Source organism: Streptomyces sp. NPDC048278 (assembly GCF_040652195.1).
GTDB lineage: Bacteria > Actinomycetota > Actinomycetes > Streptomycetales > Streptomycetaceae > Streptomyces.
Genome location: NZ_JBEZLP010000016.1, coordinates 16,483 through 31,668 on the forward strand (window position 1 = coordinate 16,483; position 15,186 = coordinate 31,668).

General features: G+C 71.5%; 17 protein-coding genes. 14 read left to right on the forward strand and 3 right to left on the reverse strand.

All coding sequences use genetic code 11. The features are described from left to right. Window positions 1-119 precede the first annotated feature (119 nt). From glmS to AB0D74_RS26515, 8 genes are all read left to right on the forward strand, one after another. On the forward strand, window positions 120-1,967 hold the full coding sequence (gene glmS, locus AB0D74_RS26480; protein ID WP_362591827.1) for a glutamine--fructose-6-phosphate transaminase (isomerizing): 1,848 nt from the start codon (window positions 120-122) through the stop codon (window positions 1,965-1,967). A 16-nt stretch (window positions 1,968-1,983) separates the two neighbouring features. Continuing rightward, window positions 1,984-2,355, forward strand: a complete 372-nt coding sequence (locus AB0D74_RS26485) for a holo-ACP synthase (protein WP_362591830.1) — start codon at window positions 1,984-1,986, stop codon at window positions 2,353-2,355. A 64-nt stretch (window positions 2,356-2,419) separates the two neighbouring features. Beyond that, window positions 2,420-3,871, forward strand: a complete 1,452-nt coding sequence (locus AB0D74_RS26490) for an NAD(P)H-hydrate dehydratase (RefSeq protein WP_362591833.1) — start codon at window positions 2,420-2,422, stop codon at window positions 3,869-3,871. 263 nt (window positions 3,872-4,134) lie between these two features. Then, entirely contained in the window at window positions 4,135-4,986 is an 852-nt protein-coding gene (locus AB0D74_RS26495) for a L,D-transpeptidase (RefSeq protein ID WP_362591836.1), read from the forward strand. 63 nt (window positions 4,987-5,049) lie between these two features. Next, window positions 5,050-6,255 carry an alanine racemase gene (gene alr / locus AB0D74_RS26500; protein ID WP_362591839.1) on the forward strand — a complete coding sequence of 402 codons (1,206 nt, stop codon included), beginning with the start codon at window positions 5,050-5,052 and terminating at the stop codon, window positions 6,253-6,255. Between the two features lie 177 nt (window positions 6,256-6,432). Beyond that, window positions 6,433-7,695 (forward strand): alpha/beta hydrolase, encoded by a 1,263-nt coding sequence (locus AB0D74_RS26505; protein WP_362591842.1) that lies wholly within the window; start codon window positions 6,433-6,435, stop codon window positions 7,693-7,695. Further along, the gene (gene tsaE / locus AB0D74_RS26510; RefSeq protein ID WP_362591845.1) at window positions 7,661-8,173 is read left to right on the forward strand and encodes a tRNA (adenosine(37)-N6)-threonylcarbamoyltransferase complex ATPase subunit type 1 TsaE; all 513 of its coding nucleotides are present in this window, start codon (window positions 7,661-7,663) and stop codon (window positions 8,171-8,173) included. The genes AB0D74_RS26505 and tsaE overlap by 35 nt, the downstream gene beginning before the upstream one ends. 130 nt (window positions 8,174-8,303) lie before the next feature. Then, complete coding sequence (locus AB0D74_RS26515; RefSeq protein WP_362592299.1) at window positions 8,304-8,474, forward strand: hypothetical protein; 171 nt, start codon at window positions 8,304-8,306, stop codon at window positions 8,472-8,474. A gap of 179 nt (window positions 8,475-8,653) precedes the next feature. Here AB0D74_RS26515 and AB0D74_RS26520 read toward each other — a convergent pair whose 3' ends face one another. Further along, on the reverse strand, window positions 8,654-9,217 hold the full coding sequence (locus tag AB0D74_RS26520) for a hypothetical protein (protein WP_362591848.1): 564 nt from the start codon (window positions 9,215-9,217) through the stop codon (window positions 8,654-8,656). 124 nt (window positions 9,218-9,341) lie between these two features. Here AB0D74_RS26520 and tsaB point away from each other — a divergent pair, with 124 nt between their 5' ends. From tsaB to tsaD, 3 genes are read left to right on the forward strand one after another with little or no spacing between them, the layout of a single operon-like run. Then, window positions 9,342-9,998: a tRNA (adenosine(37)-N6)-threonylcarbamoyltransferase complex dimerization subunit type 1 TsaB gene (gene tsaB / locus AB0D74_RS26525; protein ID WP_362591851.1), complete on the forward strand. Its 657-nt coding sequence runs from the start codon at window positions 9,342-9,344 to the stop codon at window positions 9,996-9,998. Window positions 9,999-10,015: 17 nt separating this feature from the next. Continuing rightward, complete coding sequence (rimI, locus tag AB0D74_RS26530; protein WP_362592268.1) at window positions 10,016-10,516, forward strand: ribosomal protein S18-alanine N-acetyltransferase; 501 nt, start codon at window positions 10,016-10,018, stop codon at window positions 10,514-10,516. Next, complete coding sequence (gene tsaD / locus AB0D74_RS26535) at window positions 10,509-11,603, forward strand: tRNA (adenosine(37)-N6)-threonylcarbamoyltransferase complex transferase subunit TsaD (protein ID WP_362591854.1); 1,095 nt, start codon at window positions 10,509-10,511, stop codon at window positions 11,601-11,603. The genes rimI and tsaD overlap by 8 nt, the downstream gene beginning before the upstream one ends. 32 nt (window positions 11,604-11,635) lie before the next feature. Here the strand turns inward: tsaD and AB0D74_RS26540 are convergent, their stop codons facing one another. Further along, window positions 11,636-12,838 (reverse strand): transposase, encoded by a 1,203-nt coding sequence (locus AB0D74_RS26540; RefSeq protein ID WP_362591857.1) that lies wholly within the window; start codon window positions 12,836-12,838, stop codon window positions 11,636-11,638. 148 nt (window positions 12,839-12,986) lie between these two features. Here AB0D74_RS26540 and AB0D74_RS26545 point away from each other — a divergent pair, with 148 nt between their 5' ends. Further along, a complete protein-coding gene (locus AB0D74_RS26545; RefSeq protein WP_362591860.1) occupies window positions 12,987-13,247 on the forward strand; it encodes a hypothetical protein in 261 nt (86 codons plus the stop codon). Window positions 13,248-13,257: 10 nt separating this feature from the next. Here AB0D74_RS26545 and AB0D74_RS26550 read toward each other — a convergent pair whose 3' ends face one another. Continuing rightward, a complete protein-coding gene (locus tag AB0D74_RS26550) occupies window positions 13,258-14,091 on the reverse strand; it encodes an NAD(P)H-binding protein (protein WP_362591863.1) in 834 nt (277 codons plus the stop codon). Between the two features lie 78 nt (window positions 14,092-14,169). Between AB0D74_RS26550 and AB0D74_RS26555 the strand changes: the two genes are divergently transcribed. Together AB0D74_RS26555 and AB0D74_RS26560 are read left to right on the forward strand one after the other, a co-directional pair. Next, window positions 14,170-15,003 (forward strand): helix-turn-helix transcriptional regulator, encoded by an 834-nt coding sequence (locus AB0D74_RS26555; protein ID WP_362591866.1) that lies wholly within the window; start codon window positions 14,170-14,172, stop codon window positions 15,001-15,003. After that, a complete protein-coding gene (locus AB0D74_RS26560; RefSeq protein WP_362591869.1) occupies window positions 15,000-15,185 on the forward strand; it encodes a DUF397 domain-containing protein in 186 nt (61 codons plus the stop codon). Before AB0D74_RS26555 ends, AB0D74_RS26560 begins: the two co-directional genes overlap by 4 nt. The last annotated feature ends 1 nt before the right edge of the window (window position 15,186 follow it).

Genomic DNA, 15,186 nt, shown 5'->3' on the forward strand with positions numbered 1-15,186 from the left:
GTCCGGTCGGTCCGCCGGGCCGGTCGGGCGAGGGGCATGGTGTGCAATGGCGGGATTATTTCCGATTCCGGGCACGCTGAGCCGTGTTCGGGTGAGGGTCGGCACTTAGGCTGCCGGTCATGTGCGGAATCGTGGGATACGTGGGGGCGCAGTCGGCGCTCGATGTGGTGGTCGCCGGGCTCAAGCGGCTGGAGTACCGGGGGTACGACTCGGCCGGTGTGGTCGTGCTCGCGGACGGCGGGCTGGCCTCGGCCAAGCGGGCCGGGAAACTGGTCAACCTGGAGAAGGAGCTGCAGGAGCGGCCCCTGCCGGCCGGTGCCACCGGGATCGGGCACACCCGCTGGGCCACGCACGGCGGGCCGACGGACGCCAACGCGCATCCGCATCTCGACAACGCGGGCCGGGTCGCGGTCGTCCACAACGGGATCATCGAGAACTTCGCCGCGCTGCGCGGGGAGTTGGCCGAGCGCGGGCACGACCTCGCGTCCGAGACGGACACCGAGGTGGTCGCGCACCTGCTCGCCGAGGAGTTCTCCGGCACCGCCGACCTCGCCGAGGCGATGCGGCTGGTGTGCCGGCGCCTGGAGGGCGCGTTCACGCTGGTCGCGGTGCACGCCGACGACCCGGACGTGGTGGTCGGCGCCCGCCGGAACTCCCCGCTCGTGGTCGGCGTCGGGGAGGGCGAGGCCTTTCTCGCCTCGGACGTCGCCGCGTTCATCGCCCACACCCGGTCGGCGATCGAGCTGGGCCAGGACCAGGTGGTGGAGCTGCGCCGGGACGGCGTGACGGTGACGGGCTTCGACGGCGCCCCGGCGGACGTCCGCGCGTACCACGTCGACTGGGACGCGTCGGCGGCGGAGAAGGGGGGCTACGACTACTTCATGCTCAAGGAGATCGCCGAGCAGCCCAAGGCGGTCGCCGACACCCTCCTGGGCCGCATCGACGCGAACGGCTCGCTGACCCTCGACGAGGTCCGGATCTCCGCCGCCGAGCTGCGTGAGATCGACAAGGTCGTCATCGTCGCGTGCGGTACGGCCTTCCACGCCGGCCTGATCGCCAAGTACGCCATCGAGCACTGGACGCGCATCCCGTGCGAGGTGGAGCTGGCGAGCGAGTTCCGCTACCGGGACCCGATCCTGGACTCGCGCAGCCTGGTCATCGCCATCTCCCAGTCCGGCGAGACCATGGACACGCTGATGGCGCTGCGGCACGCCCGGGAGCAGGGTTCGAAGGTCCTCGCCATCTGCAACACCAACGGCTCGACGATCCCCCGCGAGTCGGACGCGGTGCTGTACACCCACGCCGGTCCCGAGGTCGCGGTCGCCTCGACCAAGGCGTTCCTCACCCAGCTGGTGGCCTGCTACCTGGTGGCGCTGTACCTCGGCCAGGTGCGCGGCACCAAGTGGGGCGACGAGATCAGCGCGGTGATCCGGGACCTCTCGCACATCTCGGGCGAGGTCGAGCGGGTCCTGGAGACCATGGAGCCGGTACGGGCGCTGGCGCGCTCCCTGGCCGACAAGAAGACCGTGCTGTTCCTCGGCCGGCACGTCGGCTACCCGGTCGCTCTCGAAGGCGCCCTGAAGCTGAAGGAGCTGGCCTACATGCACGCCGAGGGCTTCGCGGCGGGCGAGCTGAAGCACGGGCCGATCGCGCTGGTCGAGGAGGACCTGCCGGTGGTGGTCGTGGTCCCGTCCCCGCGCGGCCGGTCGGTGCTCCACGACAAGATCGTGTCCAACATCCAGGAGATCCGGGCCCGCGGCGCCCGCACCATCGTGATCGCGGAGGAGGGCGACGAGGCCGTCGTCCCCTACGCCGACCACCTGATCCGGATCCCCGCCACCCCCACCCTCCTCCAGCCGCTCGTCGCCACGGTCCCCCTCCAGGTCTTCGCCTGCGAACTGGCCACCGCCCGCGGCAACGAGGTCGACCAGCCGCGCAACCTCGCGAAGTCGGTCACCGTGGAGTGACCTTAGGGTGCTGACCATGAGCATCATCGGGGTCGGTATCGACGTCGCCGAGATCGACCGGTTCCGGGAGTCGCTGGAGCGGACTCCCGGGCTGGCCGGGCGGCTCTTCGTCGAGCGGGAGTTGTATCTGGCGAGCGGGGAGCGGCGCGGTGTCGCCTCGCTCGCGGCGCGGTTCGCGGCCAAGGAGGCGCTGGCCAAGGCGCTGGGCGCGCCGCCGGGGCTGCTGTGGACGGACGCGGAGGTGGTCGTCGAGGACAACGGGCGGCCCCGGCTGCGGGTGCAGGGGAGCGTGGCCGCGTGTGCGGCGGAACTCGGGGTGCGGTCGTGGCATGTGTCGCTCAGTCACGACGCGGGGGTGGCGTCGGCGGTGGTGATCGCCGAGGGGTGAAGGGGAGGGAGGGGCGCGGGTGGGGCGGATGCGCGTGCCGCGGGTTCCGGGGGAGACTCGGGGCATGCGGACTGCTTACAGCGTGGAGACGGTACGGGCGGCCGAGCGGGAGCTGATGGCGCGGCTGCCGGAAGGGGCGCTGATGCAGCGGGCCGCCGCCGGGCTGGCCGCCGCCTGCGCCGAGCTGCTCGGACGGGTGTACGGCAGCCGGGTGGTGCTGCTGGTCGGCAGCGGGGACAACGGCGGGGACGCGCTGTACGCCGGGGCGCGGCTGGCGCGCCGCGGGGCGGGGGTCGCGGCGGTGCTGCTCGCGCCGGAGCGCACGCACGAGGGCGGGCTGGCGGCGCTGCGCCGGGCCGGCGGGACCGTCGTACGCCAGGGCGGCGCCGAGGAGTTGGTCCTGCGGGCCGATCTCGTCGTCGACGGGATCGTGGGGATCGGCGGCAGGGGCGGGCTGCGGCCCGAGGCGGCGGGACTGGTGGCGGTCGTGGAGCGGTCGCGGGCCGCCGTCGTCGCCGTGGACCTGCCGAGCGGGGTGGAGGCGGACACCGGTGAGGTGCGTGGGGCGGCCGTACGGGCGGACCTGACCGTGACCTTCGGGACGCACAAGCCGGGGCTGCTGATCGATCCGGCGCGGGAGTACGCCGGTTCGGTACGGCTGGTCGACATCGGGCTCGAACTGCCCGAGGAGGCCGAACTGGAGGCCTTGCAGGACGTGGACGTGGCGCGGCTGCTGCCGGTGCCGTCGGCGGAGAGCGACAAGTACCGGCGGGGCGTGGTGGGCATCGTGGCCGGGTCGGCGCGCTATCCGGGGGCGGCCGTGCTGGCCGTCGCGGGGGCGTTGCGGGGCGGGGCCGGAGCCGTACGGTACGTCGGACCGGCCAAGGACGAGGTGCTGGCCCGCTTTCCCGAGACGCTGGTGTCGGACGGGGGGCCGCGGAAGGCCGGGCGGGTGCAGGCGTGGGTGGCCGGACCGGGGGTCGGGGACGACGCCGACGCCGTCGCCGAGGTGCTGGAGGCGGACGTGCCGGTGCTGGTCGACGCGGACGGGCTGCGGTTCGCCGACCGGGAGGCGGTGCGCGGCCGTACCGCGCCGACCCTGATGACGCCGCACGCCGGTGAGGCCGCCGCGCTGTTGGGAGTACGGCGTGCGGAGGTCGAGGCCGGGCGGCTCGCGGCGGTGCGGGAGCTGGCGGCGGCCTACCGGGCGACGGTGCTGCTGAAGGGGTCGACGACGTTGGTGGCGGCGGCGGGGGGAGGCTCCGCCGTCCGGGTGAACGCGACGGGGACGCCGTGGCTCGCCACCGCCGGGAGCGGGGACGTGCTGTCGGGGCTGGCGGGGTCGTTGCTGGCGGCGGGGCTGGACACGCGGGACGCGGGGAGTGTGGCGGCGTATCTGCACGGGCTCGCGGGGCGGTTCGCGGCGGAAGGGGCGCCTACGGTGGCCCATGCGGTGGCAGCGGAGCTGGGGGCGGCTTGGCGGGGCGTCTTCCCCTCCGCCCACCCGACTCGGTAGGACAGGGCCGCACCGTCACGGGGCTCCGCCCCGAACCCCATGTCCATGTGCGCCGCGTGCGGGTGCGCGTGCGGGTGCGTGGGGGCTGAGCGCGCAGTTCCCCGCGCCCCCTGCGGGGCGCCGTGCCCGGGGCGCCGCGCCCCGGCCACGTGCATCCCCCGGGTGACCTCGCCGCGCGGCTTCCCGGAATTGTGGGGTGGCCGGGGTTGTCTGATCGCATGATTAATGGACGAAGTGGACGCATCGGAACCCTCGTCGCTGCTGTGGCCGTTCTCTCGCTCGGTGCCGGGACCGGGGTCGCGGTCGGTGCCGTTCCCGGGCCGGGCGCCGCCGTCCCCGAGTCGGAGCTGGTGCCGGGGGTCGCGCCGGGGCCCGCGCAGCCCTGGCAGATCGACACCCCCGACCAGATGCTGGCGCCGAAGGTGTACACCCCCACCGCCGCGGAGGACGCCGCCGAGCCGAAGGCGGCGGCGCCCGGGACGTACGACCTGATCGAGTACGTGCCGCTCAGCGACGCCGTCGCCAAGGTGAGCTGCTCCAAGCTCACCGGGCCGTACCAGAAGCAGATCGAGCAGTGGCTGAAGCTGAAGGCCGACGGGAAGCAGTCCAGCGCCGACTGCAAGGCGATCCAGAAGTTCCAGACGAAGTACAGGATCAAGCCGGCGATCGGGTTCGCGGGGCCCGTGACCTGGTACCAGATGATGCTCCTGTCGGCGAGGAAGAACCCGAACGCCGCCGGGAACTGCCCCGTGAAGTCGTACCGGGTCGCCTGCGTGGACCTCAACCGGCAGGTCACCTGGGTGCAGAAGGGCAGCAAGGTGGTCTACGGGCCGGTCCAGATGCGCAGCGGGCGGAAGGGGTACGCGACCCGGGCCGGTTGGCACAGCATCTACTGGCGGCACAAGAACCACTGGTCGACGCTGTACAACTCGCCCATGCCGTACGCCCAGTTCTTCGACGGCGGGCAGGCCTTCCACGCCGTCTACGGCTCCATCTACACCACCGTCGGCTCCTGGGGCTGCGTGAACCTCAAGCTCGGCGACGCGAAGAAGCTGTGGAGCGTGCTGAAGAAGGGCGACAAGGTCTACGTGTGGGGCCACCGTACGGGTACCTGAGCCCCCGGGTACCAGGGGCTGTGCCGGTGGGCTGTCGGAGGCCTCTGAGACACTGGGGGCGCGATGAGTGATACACCGACTGGGCAGAACGCGCCGACCGCGCCCCTGCGCGCCCGCGCCGAGATCGACCTGGCCGCCCTGCGGGCCAACGCGCGGACCCTGCGCGCCCTCGCGCCGGACGCGGCCCTGATGGCCGTCGTGAAGTCCGACGCGTACGGCCACGGGGCCCTTCGGTGTGCCCGCGCGGCCGTCGAGGCGGGTGCGAGCTGGCTGGGCACGGCCACCCCGGAGGAGGCCCTGGCGCTGCGCGCGGACCCGGGGTTGCCCACGGACGTGCGGGTCATGTGCTGGCTGTGGACCCCGGGCGGGCCCTGGCGGGAGGCGATCGAGGCCGACCTCGACGTGTCGGTGAGCGGCATGTGGGCGCTGCGCGAGGTGACCGAGGCCGCACGTGCGGCCGGGCGGTCCGCGCGCGTGCAGCTCAAGGCCGACACCGGGCTCGGGCGCAACGGCTGCCAGCCCGCCGACTGGCCCGAGCTGGTCCGTGAGGCGCTGCGTGCCGAGGCGGCCGGACTGCTCCGGATCACCGGGCTGTGGTCGCACTTCGCCTGCGCCGACGAGCCCGGCCACCCCTCCATCGCCGCCCAGCTCACTCTCTTCCGCGAGCTGCTCGGGTACGCCGAGGAGCAGGGCGTGCGCCCCGAGGTGCGGCACATCGCCAACTCCCCGGCCACCCTCACCCTCCCCGAGACCCACTTCGACCTGGTCCGCACGGGCATCGCGCTCTACGGCATCTCGCCCAGCCCCGAGCTGGGCAGCGCGGCCGACTTCGGACTGCGCCCCGTGATGACGCTGTCCGCCTCCCTCGCCCTGGTCAAGCACGTACCGGGCGGGCACGGGGTCAGCTACGGGCACCACTACGTCACGCCCGGCGAGACCACCCTCGGACTCGTCCCCGTCGGCTACGCGGACGGCATCCCGCGGCACGCCTCCGGCACCGGGCCCGTGCTGGTCGGCGGCAAGTGGCGGACGGCCGCCGGGCGGATCGCGATGGACCAGTTCGTCGTGGACCTCGGCGGCGACGAGCCCGAAGTCGGCGCGGAGGCGGTGCTCTTCGGCCCCGGCGACCGGGGCGAGCCCACCGCCGAGGACTGGGCCCAGGCCGCGGGCACGATTGCATACGAAATCGTCACCCGCATCGGAACCCGGGTTCCCCGCGTCTATGTGAACGAGCGACCGACTGGGCAAGAACCAGGGGACGGCGCCTGACCCTCGGGGTTCGGCGACGGCACGACCCGGTTACACCTGTATCAACAGCAACATCAGCAACGGCAGTAACAGCAGAAGCAACAGCAACGACAGGCATCGCGGCGGCATCACCCGTGGTGTCCGTGTCACCCGTGTCACCCGAGCAGCGAACTGCAGTACGGCGAAGAGGAGCGGTACGTGAGCGAGAGCAGTGCGGAGGCCGTAGCGGAAGCCGCCGTGGCGGCCGTCGTCGCCTCGGCCACGGGGGCGGACTCCGGCAGCTGGCGCAAGGTGACAGGCGTCGCCGGAGCCGCCATAGGAGTGCTCGCCGCCGGAGCCGCCGCCGGCGTCGCCGTGGAGCGGATGACCGTCGGCCGCGGCATGCGCCGCAAGGCCCGGCTGGCGCTGGACTCGGCAGGCCCCTACGGCACCCTGCGCGGCACCCCCGGCAAGGCGTACGCCGACGACGGCACCGAGCTCTACTACGAGGTCGACGAGGTCGTACCCGACCCCGGCCCCGCCGTCTCGCCGCGCCGCCGCAGGCTCTTCGGCCGCAAGGCGCCCGCGCCCGTTACCGTCGTCTTCAGCCACGGCTACTGCCTCAACCAGGACTCCTGGCACTTCCAGCGGGCCGCCCTGCGCGGGGTCGTGCGCACCGTGCACTGGGACCAGCGCAGCCACGGCCGCTCCGGGCGGGGCGTCGCCCAGCACGAGGACGGGGTCGAGCTCACCATCGACCAGCTGGGCCGGGACCTGAAGGCCGTCCTGGACGCGGCCGTGCCGGAGGGGCCGATCGTGCTGGTCGGGCACTCCATGGGCGGCATGACGGTGATGGCGCTGGCCGCGCAGTACCCCGACCTGATCCGGGAGCGGGTGGTCGCCACCGCCTTCGTCGGTACCTCGTCCGGGCGGCTCGGCGAGGTCAACTTCGGGCTGCCGATCGCCGGGGTCAACGTGGTGCGCCGGGTGCTGCCCGGGGTGCTGAAGGCGCTGGGCACGCAGGCCGCGCTGGTGGAGAAGGGGCGGCGGGTCACCGCCGATCTCTTCGCCGGGATCATCAAGCGGTACTCGTTCGCGTCCAAGGACGTCGACCCGGCGGTGGAGCGGTTCGCGGAGCGGATGATCGAGTCGACGCCGATCGACGTGGTCGCCGAGTTCTACCCGGCCTTCACCGACCACGACAAGACCGCCGCGCTCGCCTACTTCCAGAACCTGCCGGTGCTGGTGCTGGCCGGGGTGCAGGATCTCGTCACGCCCAGCGAGCACAGCGAGGTCATCGCCGACCTGCTGCCCGACGCCGAACTCGTGCTCGTCGCGGACGCCGGGCACCTGGTCATGCTGGAGCACCCGGAAGTCGTCACCGACCGCCTCGCCGACCTGCTCACCCGCGCGGGTGCCGTGCCGGCAGGGGCTACGGTAAGTGGCTATGGAAGCACCAGCAGCACGGCACAGCCAGGCTGAGACCGAGTTGACCGTCACCTCCCCCGAGCAGATGGGGGAGCTGGGCCGCCGGCTGGCGACGTTGCTGCGCGCCGGTGACCTCGTGATGCTCAGCGGGGAGCTCGGCGCCGGCAAGACGACGCTGACGCGGGGACTGGGCGAGGGGCTCGGTGTGCGCGGGGCCGTCACGTCGCCGACGTTCGTCATCGCCCGCGTGCATCCGTCCCTCGGGGGCGGTCCGCCGCTCGTCCACGTGGACGCCTACCGGCTGGGCGGCGGGCTCGACGAGATGGAGGACCTGGACCTCGACGTCTCGCTGCCCGAGTCCGTGGTCGTCGTGGAGTGGGGCGAGGGCAAGGTCGAGGAGCTGACCGACGACCGGCTCATGGTCCGGATCCACCGGGCGGTCGGCGACACCACCGACGAGGTACGGCACGTGACCCTGGCGGGGCTGGGGGAGCGGTGGGACGGGGTGGATCTCGGGGTGCCGGCGGCCTGAGGACCGTGTGAACGTTCCGACAAGGCGTCGGCAAGATATTGCGCCGGACGTATCGGGCGTGGTCACATGGTACCCAGTCCGTGGTTAGGTTCACCTAACTTCGCCCGCCCCCGCACTTCAGGAGGCGCCCGTGTCCGTGTCCCAGTCCGAGGAACGGCGACCGGTCGCGGTCGCCGGGACCCCTGGCGTCTCCATGCGTGAGCTGCTGGCGTCCTGCGCGTCCGCCGACGCGGTGTCCCTGCCGCCGAGAGCACCGGAGCCGATGCCGAGGCCGGTTATGCAGGACCGCAAGGCTGCGTAGGCGGTTCGGCAGTGCCCCGTCAGGGGCGCGGGGAACTGCGCGACCAGCCACGACGTACCCGCACGGACCCGCCGACCGAACCCCCGCCGTGCTGCGATCCGCCGACTGCCGCGCCATCGTGGCTGATCGCGCAGTTCCCCGCGCCCCCAAACGGCGGCTGCGCCGCCGTCAGGGGCGGGTCAGCGGATCACGGTCACCTTGACGCCGATTGTTGCGAAGTTCCACATTGCGGTGCCGTCCGGGCGGGTCTCGCGGATGCCGCCGGTTTTCACCGTGGGGTCGGGGGGTGCGGCGGCGCGTTGGGCGGTGACCGCGCTGAAGCCGATGGCCGAGCCGTCCTTCGTGGTGGTGAAGCGGACGACGTGTTCGATGGGGAGGCCGTCGGTGCCGGTGACGGCCTTCGAGCGGGACGTCACCCAGTAGGCGCCGAGCGGCGGGTCGATGGTGCCGGGGTTCACCTTGAAGGTGCGCTCGACGCGGCCCCGCTCGTTGACCAGCCAGACCCGGTCGTCGTCCACCGAGTACACCACCCGTTCACCCGTGCCGGAGGTGTTCGGGAGGGCGGTGGGGTGGTGGCGGTCCCGGGGGGCCTTGGCACCCGGCGCTCCGGGTGCGGGGCTCGCCGACGACCGGCTGCCGAGGCCGGGCGGGACGGTGGCCGAGGCCTGGTAGGCGAGGAAACCGACCACCCCGACGGCCGCCGCGGTCAGGCCTGCCACGACTCCCGAGCTGGTCCCTGCCACGCGCGCCACCTCTGCCTGCCGTAGAGCCTCGCCGTATATGTCGTACTTCGTACAGACCGTAGCAGTCAGTGACCGTCCGACCCGGCCGGGCGTGCTCGCGGCGCCGGAGCCGTAGGCTGTTCGCGTGCTCTTGCTCGCTCTGGATACCGCCACCCCCGCCGTGACCGTCGCCCTGCACGACGGTACGGCCGTCATCGCCTCGTCGAGCCAGGTGGACGCGCGCCGGCACGGCGAGCTGCTGCTGCCGGCCGTCGACCGTGTCCTCGCCGAGGCCGGGGTTTCGCTGGACGCCGTCACCGAGATCGTCACCGGCATCGGTCCCGGCCCCTACACCGGCCTGCGGGTCGGTCTGATGACCGCGGACACCTTCGGGCTCGCGCTCGGCGTGCCCGTCCACGGCCTCTGCACGCTCGACGGGCTCGCCTACGCGGCCGACATCGAGAAGGGCCCGTTCGTCGTCGCGACCGACGCCCGCCGCAAGGAGGTCTACTGGGCGGTGTACGAGGACTCGCGGACCCGGCGCACGGAGCCCGCCGTCGACCGGCCCGCCGACATCGCCGGGAAGGTGGCCGGGCTGCCCGCCGTCGGCGCCGGGGCGCTGCTCTACCCCGACACCTTCCCGGTCGCCCACGAGCCCGAGCACGTCTCGGCCGCGGCCCTCGCGTCGCTGGCCGCCGAGAGGCTGGCCGCCGGCGAGGAACTGCCCGCGCCCCGCCCGCTGTACCTGCGCCGGCCGGACGCCCAGGTGCCCAAGAACTACAAGGTGGTCACCCCGAAGTGACCGCACAGCTGCGCGAGATGCGCTGGTGGGACATCGACCCGGTCCTGGAGCTGGAGAAGGACCTGTTCCCCGAGGACGCCTGGTCGCGGGGGATGTTCTGGTCCGAACTGGCCCACGCGAGGGGACCCGGGGCGACCCGGCGGTACCTGGTGGCCCTGGAGGACGACCGGATCGTCGGCTACGGCGGCCTCGCCGCCCAGGGAGCCGCCTCCGACGACAGCGGCGCCGCCGCGGTCGGCGACATCCAGACCATCGCCGTACGCCGTGACCAGTGGGGCACCGGGCTCGGCGGGGAGCTGCTCACCGAACTGCTGCGGGCCGCGACCGCCTTCGAGTGCGCCGAGGTCATGCTGGAGTGCCGGGTCGACAACATCCGCGCCCAGAAGCTCTACGAGCGGTTCGGCTTCGAGCCCATCGGGTTCAGACGCGGCTACTACCAGCCCGGGAACGTGGACGCCCTGGTGATGCGGCTGACCGACCCTTCCTCCTCCGTACAAGGAACCGAGATCAATGGCTGACGAACCCCTGGTACTGGGGATCGAGACCTCCTGCGACGAGACCGGCGTCGGCATCGTCCGGGGCACCACCCTGCTCGCCGACGCCGTCGCCTCCTCCGTCGACGAGCACGCCCGCTTCGGCGGGGTCGTCCCCGAGGTGGCGTCCCGGGCGCACCTGGAGGCGATGGTCCCGACCATCGAGCGCGCGCTGAAGGACGCGGGCGTGAGCGCGAAGGACCTCGACGGCATCGCGGTCACGGCCGGACCGGGGCTGGCGGGCGCGCTGCTCGTCGGCGTCTCGGCGGCGAAGGCGTACGCGTACGCGCTCGGCAAGCCGCTCTACGGCGTGAACCACCTCGCCTCCCACATCTGCGTCGACCAGCTCGAACACGGCCCGCTCCCGGAGCCGACGATGGCCCTCCTGGTCTCCGGCGGCCACTCCTCCCTGCTCCTCTCCTCGGACATCACCTCCGACGTACGGCCGCTCGGCGCGACCATCGACGACGCGGCCGGCGAGGCCTTCGACAAGATCGCGCGCGTGCTGAACCTGGGCTTCCCTGGCGGCCCGGTCATCGACCGCTACGCGAAGGAGGGCGACCCCTCGGCGATCGCCTTCCCGCGCGGCCTCACCGGCCCCCGCGACCCCGCCTACGACTTCTCCTTCTCCGGGCTCAAGACGGCGGTGGCCCGCTGGATCGAGGCCAAGCGGGCGGCCGGCGAGGACGTCCCGGTCCGTGACGTGTCCGCGTCCTTCCAGGAGGCGGTCGTCGACGTCCTGACCCGCAAGGCCGTCCGGGCCTGCCGCGACGAGGGCGTCGACCACCTGATGATCGGCGGCGGAGTCGCCGCCAACTCCCGGCTGCGCGCCCTCGCGGCGGAGCGCTGCGAGGCGGCCGGCATCCAGCTCCGGGTGCCGCGGATGAAGTTGTGCACCGACAACGGCGCGATGGTGGCCGCCCTCGGCGCGGAGATGGTCGCCCGCAACCGGACCCCGTCCGACTGGGACCTCTCCGCGGACAGCTCCCTGCCGGTGACCGACCCGCACGTCCCCGGCACCCACCACCACGACCACGTCCACGAGGTCAGCAAGGAGAACCTCTACACTTGACCGCTTCCCCCGGTGAGGAGGGAATTCCTGGCTCAGGCTGCCTCTCGGAGCGGCGCTCCAAGAGGCCTTACGCCATCGACACCAGCCGGGTTCAGACCTGCCCGGATGAGCATCACACGAGCGGAGTTCTTGTCTCTCGGGGAGACGGCTCCGCACGTGACGCAGTTGTAGGTGTGTTCTGACAGGGGCAGTGCGTGCTTGGCTCTCGCTCCGCACCACCCGCAGTCCATGGTGGTGTACGCGGGATGCACCAGGCGGATGTCCCGTCCGTGCTTGCGGCCCATTTCGACCAGCGCTCTTTTCGTCGCGCCGATCGCCGCGTCCGCTGCCTTGCGCGCCATGGATGTCTTCGCGAGGAACTTCGGGCGGAAGTCCTCCACTGCGATCGCATCATGGTCGCGGACGACCTTCTTGGCCCACTTCCGGCTGCTCTCCTGCCGCTGCCGAGCGATCTTCCGATGGGTCTTGGCCCGCCACTTCTTCGCTTCGCGATAGCCCTTGGAAGGTGCTTGCCCCTGCTTGGGCTTTCGGCGCGCCATCATGCGGTCGTAGCGGGCCAGTTTGATCTTCGCTTGCAGACCGTGTTCGGCGTGGGGGAGATCATGGTCGTCGCTTGTGGTTGTCGCGGTATCCCGAACGCCCCAGTCGATGCCGATCACTCGACCGGTTTGCGGCATGGGTTCGGTCGGCCCGAGAACGACGAAGGAAGCCCACCAACAGCCGAAGCTGTCGCGGTACACGCGTACCGACGACGGCTCATCCGGCAGCTTCCTTGACCACACCACTGTCAGGACGATGTTGCCGACGAGGTGTAGACGGTCGTTCCGGAGTCGGAAACCGCGACGCGTGTAGTTCAGGGTTGGGTCGGCCTCGCGTTTTGTCTTGTACTTCGGCATGCCCGCACGCTGACGCTGTGGCAGGCGATCCTTGATGTCCTTCAGTGCCTTCGCACGGGACTTGCCGAAGTCGCGAATCAGCTGCTGCTGAGGTACTGAAGAACCCTCAGCCAGCCATGGTGTGGTTTTTCGAGCCTCGGTCAACATCCTGTCCAACTGGGCCGATCCGCAGCTCTCCCTCATCTGGTGAGCCCTCTGGGAGCGGGCTACACACTCGTTCCAAATCCATCGGCATCGGTTCCACTCCGCCGTGAGGGCCGCGGCAGCCGTCGCCGACACGCGCAGCCGATATGTGTATCGGGCGTGTATGACCTCGGCAGCCTTCATCGGCGTCTTCATGATGCAAACATGAGGCCATGATTCGCTTTTCTCTCCGATTCACCGAAGAAATGCACGAACGGGTGACAGTGCGGGCCGTCGCTGCGCCCGGTGGCACCAGGTCAGCCGAGCGAACGCCTGAGCCATTCGAACAGCCGGGGGGAAGCCGATGACGGTCGCGTTGATGTGGGAGGCCCGGGCGGTGGAGGGCCGGGGTGCCGAACTCCTCGCGTGGGCACGGCAGCAGGGGCTCGCGCAGGAACCGGTACGCCGGGAGGCCTTCCGCGCCCCCCAGGACCGGGTGCTGGTCATCACGTGGTGGCAGGCGTCGTACGGCGACCCGGACCTGCCCGAACTCGCCGATCCGCCGGGAGAGCTGGTGGCCCGACCGGTGCACCGCTGGCGGTTCGAGTCGGTCGGCGAGGGCTAGTCGGCGGAGGTCAGCGGAAGGCGTCGGCGTTGTCGACGGCCCATTGCCGGAACGTCCTGGCCGGAGCGCGAGTGATCCGGGTGACAGTGTCTCGTACGGAGAGGAGTTCCTCGTTGATGTCACCACCCGTGATGTCCAGAACCGCTGCCGCAGCCTCGTCGCCCAGGAACGCGGCCATCTCGCGGTGGGCCTCCGCCCGGCCGATGCGAGTGAACGGCACATCCCGTCCCACCGCCCCTGCAACGGCTTCAAGCTGCTGACGCGGAGTGATCAGCTCCGGCCCGGTCAGCGCGTAGGTCTGTCCCAGATGGCCGGTCCCGGTCAGCGCGGCACGGGCGACCGACGCGATGTCCGCGGGGTGGACGGTGGGCAGACCGACGTCCGCGTACGGCACTCGGACCGGCCGGCGGTTTCGTATCGCGTCCGCCCACCACAGCGCGTTGGAGGCGAACTGTGTCGGCCGCAGGATCGTCCACGCCGTCCCGCTCTCCTTCAACAGCCGCTCCACGGCCAGGTTCTCGCGGGCCGGGCCCAGGTGGGGGTGGCTCTGGACGGTGATGGACGACACCAGCACCACATGTTCGACCCCGGCCCGGTGGGCGGCGTCCAGGATGTCGGCGTCCGGTCCGATGCGTGATACCAGGAAGAGCGCACGCACCCCCACGAACACGGGCTTGAGCGAGGCGGGTCGACTCAGATCGCCCTCCACCGCTTCCACGCCGGAGGGGACGCCGGCCTTCGAGAGGGTGCGGGTGAGGCCCCTGAGCGGTTCGGCATGCGATGCGCGGAGCTCCGTCAGCAGGGCGCTTCCGATGTTTCCGGTGGCGCCGGTCACGAGGATCATGCGACAGGACGCTAGGACCTCCACCGGACTTGAGGTCAACGGTGGACAGCGGGATTCGAACGCCGTCACCCTGAGTGCATGAGCGGTGGCGTTGAGGTGAACGGTGAACCCGAGTCGTCGGACAGCATGAAGACGTTCGGCGCGTTCGTGCAGGGGCTGCGGGAGCATGCGGGACTGAGCCGGGAGGAGTTCGGGGGGCGGGTCCACATGTCCAAGCACTCGGTGGCCTCGATCGAGTTGGGGCGGCGGCTCGCGGATCAGGGTTTCGTGGACGCGGCGGAGGAAGTCCTCGGTAACACCGGTGCGTTGCGCAAGGCGTTTGTGCGAGTGGCGCGGCAGCCGGGGTTCGCGGTGTGGTTTCGGAAGTGGGCCGCGCTGGAACAGGAGGCGGTGAGCCTGGCCACGTACGAATGCCGTCTGGTTCCGGGGCTGTTGCAGTCCGAGCCGTATGCGCGGGTGGTGTTCAGCAACCGCATTCCGCTGTTGTTGGACGAGCAGGTGGAAGCGCAGGCGGTAGCCCGCATGGAGCGGCAGCAGATGCTCCGCGAGCGCCCCGACACCTCGTTCAGCTTCGTCATGGACGAGCACATCGTGCGACGGCGCCTGGGTGATGACGAGGTCGCACGAGCGCAACTGGACCACACGCTCGGGTACGCCCAACTGCGCAACGTCGAGGTCCAGATCATGCCGCTCGACTGCCGGGTGCATGCGGGACTGGATGGTCCGTTGGCCTTGCTGGAAACTCCGGACGGAAGGCGTCTGGCCTACGCGGAGGGGCAGGAGACCGGCCGTTTGATCGCAGACCCGAAAGAGGCAGCCGTCCTGCACCGCCGGTATGCGACACTGCGCGCGCAGGCTCTCAGCCCCCTGGACTCCGTTGGCCTGCTGGAGCGCATCAGAGGAGAGCTATGAGCACCACTGAACTCGCGTGGTTCAAGTCCAGCTACAGCGGCACTGCGGGCGACAACTGCATAGAAGTAGCCGTCGCCCCCACCACCATCCACCTCCGCGACTCCAAGGACCGCGCCCGCCCTCACCTCGCCGTCACCCCCGCCGCCTGGGCCCCCTTCGTCGCGCACGCGGTCGCGCGCTGAC

Coding starts and splice junctions, on each gene's coding strand:
- AB0D74_RS26485 (WP_362591830.1), top strand. CDS start 1,984: ATGAGCATCATCGGGGTCGGTATCGACGTCGCCGAGATCGACCGGTTC.
- AB0D74_RS26560 (WP_362591869.1), top strand. CDS start 15,000: ATGAGCACCACTGAACTCGCGTGGTTCAAGTCCAGCTACAGCGGCACT.
- AB0D74_RS26550 (WP_362591863.1), bottom strand. CDS start 14,091: ATGATCCTCGTGACCGGCGCCACCGGAAACATCGGAAGCGCCCTGCTG.
- rimI (WP_362592268.1), top strand. CDS start 10,016: ATGCGCTGGTGGGACATCGACCCGGTCCTGGAGCTGGAGAAGGACCTG.
- AB0D74_RS26545 (WP_362591860.1), top strand. CDS start 12,987: ATGACGGTCGCGTTGATGTGGGAGGCCCGGGCGGTGGAGGGCCGGGGT.
- AB0D74_RS26540 (WP_362591857.1), bottom strand. CDS start 12,838: ATGAAGACGCCGATGAAGGCTGCCGAGGTCATACACGCCCGATACACA.
- alr (WP_362591839.1), top strand. CDS start 5,050: ATGAGTGATACACCGACTGGGCAGAACGCGCCGACCGCGCCCCTGCGC.
- tsaD (WP_362591854.1), top strand. CDS start 10,509: ATGGCTGACGAACCCCTGGTACTGGGGATCGAGACCTCCTGCGACGAG.
- AB0D74_RS26555 (WP_362591866.1), top strand. CDS start 14,170: ATGAGCGGTGGCGTTGAGGTGAACGGTGAACCCGAGTCGTCGGACAGC.
- AB0D74_RS26490 (WP_362591833.1), top strand. CDS start 2,420: ATGCGGACTGCTTACAGCGTGGAGACGGTACGGGCGGCCGAGCGGGAG.
- tsaE (WP_362591845.1), top strand. CDS start 7,661: ATGGAAGCACCAGCAGCACGGCACAGCCAGGCTGAGACCGAGTTGACC.
- glmS (WP_362591827.1), top strand. CDS start 120: ATGTGCGGAATCGTGGGATACGTGGGGGCGCAGTCGGCGCTCGATGTG.